Origin of the sequence: Curtobacterium sp. MCBA15_005 (genome assembly GCF_001864855.1) — a bacterium.
GTDB lineage: Bacteria > Actinomycetota > Actinomycetes > Actinomycetales > Microbacteriaceae > Curtobacterium > Curtobacterium flaccumfaciens.
On the sequence record NZ_MJGL01000039.1, the window covers coordinates 1 to 1,711 of the forward strand.

The 1,711-nt window shown below is 70.4% G+C and carries 2 protein-coding genes; both read right to left on the reverse strand.

The window, feature by feature from the left end; genetic code table 11:
- Positions 1 to 55: 55 nt before the first annotated feature.
- Positions 56 to 814 (reverse strand): GntR family transcriptional regulator, encoded by a 759-nt coding sequence (locus tag BIU89_RS12930; protein ID WP_071247117.1) that lies wholly within the window; start codon positions 812 to 814, stop codon positions 56 to 58.
- Positions 815 to 953: 139 nt separating this feature from the next.
- The gene (locus BIU89_RS12935) at positions 954 to 1,589 is read right to left on the reverse strand and encodes an exonuclease domain-containing protein (RefSeq protein ID WP_051596555.1); all 636 of its coding nucleotides are present in this window, start codon (positions 1,587 to 1,589) and stop codon (positions 954 to 956) included.
- Between the last annotated feature and the right edge of the window lie 122 nt (positions 1,590 to 1,711).

The window sequence follows — 1,711 nt, forward strand, 5'->3', positions numbered from 1 at the left end:
CGCCGAGCAGCCCCGAGCGACGGAACGTGACCGTTCGGCCACGTGACCGCTCGGCTTACTTGTCGACGAGTGTGACCTCGAACGAGTAACGGTCCGGGCGGTAGCAGTGCACGCCGTACTCGACCGCACGGCCCGAGGCGTCGTACGCGGTGCGGCTCATCGTGAGCACCGGGTCGCCGTCCTCGATCTCGAGCAGGCCGGCCTCTTCGTCGGTGACCGCACGGGCCCCGATCCGCTGCTTCGCCACCCGCATCGTGACACCTCGGCCGCGCAGCAGCTGGTACAGCCCGTACGCCTGCAGGTCCGCGTCGGTCAGGTCGAGGAACTCCGGTGGCAGGTAGTTCTCGAGGATCGCCATCGGGACGTCCTCGGCGAACCGCACCCGCCGGATGTGCGCGACGGTCGTGCCGGGCTCGATGCTCAGTGCCGCGGCGACCTCGTCGGACGCGGGGACGTCGTTGCGCTCCAGGAGCTTCGTCGCCGGAGCCTGCGAACCCTGCGCCAGGTCGTCGTACAGGCTCGTCAACTCGACCTTGCGGGTCACGGGCCCGTGCACGACCTGGGTCCCGATGCCGCGGCGGCGCACCAGCAGACCCTTGTCGACGAGGTCCTGGATCGCCCGTCGGATCGTCGGCCGCGACAAACCGAGACGCTCACCGAGGGCGATCTCGTTCTCGAGCCGTGCCCCTGGCGGCATCGCGCCGGATCGGATCGACTCCTCGATGCGCGAGGCGACCTGGAAGTAGAGGGGCATGGGACCCGACCGGTCCAGGTCCATGAACAGGTCGGACGGCAGCTGGCCTTCGTTGGTCATCGCGGTCCTTCACACGTGCGGAGATGCCGGCGTCGGTGCCGACGGCATTGTCGTGACAATACCACCGGGGATGTGGCGCCCCGGCTGTGCGCAGCGGGCGTTGCGTCAGCCGGCGAACACCGTCAGTCAGTGCAGACCGTCAGTCGGCGAACACCATCGGCCGGTTCGACAGTCGCGGCTGGTTCGCGGCCTTCGGCTTCTCGGCACGCGCGCGGACCGGGGCGATCGTCACCCGGGTCACCGCGCCGAGCGCCTCGACCGTCTCGACGCCGTGGTGCCCGGCAGCGTGCACGACGATCGCGGCGCAGGCCTCGGCGTCGGCGGCGGCGTCGTGGTGCTGGAAGCCCTCGAACCCGGCGGCCATCGCGGCGACCGGCAGGCGGTACGAGTCGAGCGTGTAGGTCTTGCGGGCCACCGCCAGGGAGCACAGCGAGTGGTGCTCGGCCAGGTCGATCCCTGTCGCGGAGCACCCACCGGCGATGACGCCCATGTCAAAGCGGGCGTTGTGGGCCACCAGGACGTCGCCCTCGGCGAAGGCCACCAGGTCGGGGTACTGCTGCTCCCACGTCTTGGCGTGCGTGACGTCTTCGGCGACGATGCCGTGGATCCGCGTGTTCCACTCCAGGAACGCGTCGTGCCCGAACGGCGGGCGGATGAACCACGACGCCCGATCGACGACCCGGCCGGCTCGGACCTTCACGAGCCCGACGGAGCAGGCGCTGGCGGGCGAGCTGTTGGCGGTCTCGAAGTCGATCGCGGTGAAGTTCAACGGCACGGTCCCGATCGTCGCACGGGGTGCCGACATCGCCCTCCGTTCCCGTCGGCGTTGCGTGTGGCTACTCTCGGCGCATGGGGAACGAGGCCGACCGCCGTCCGCTCGTCCTGGCGCTCGCCGGT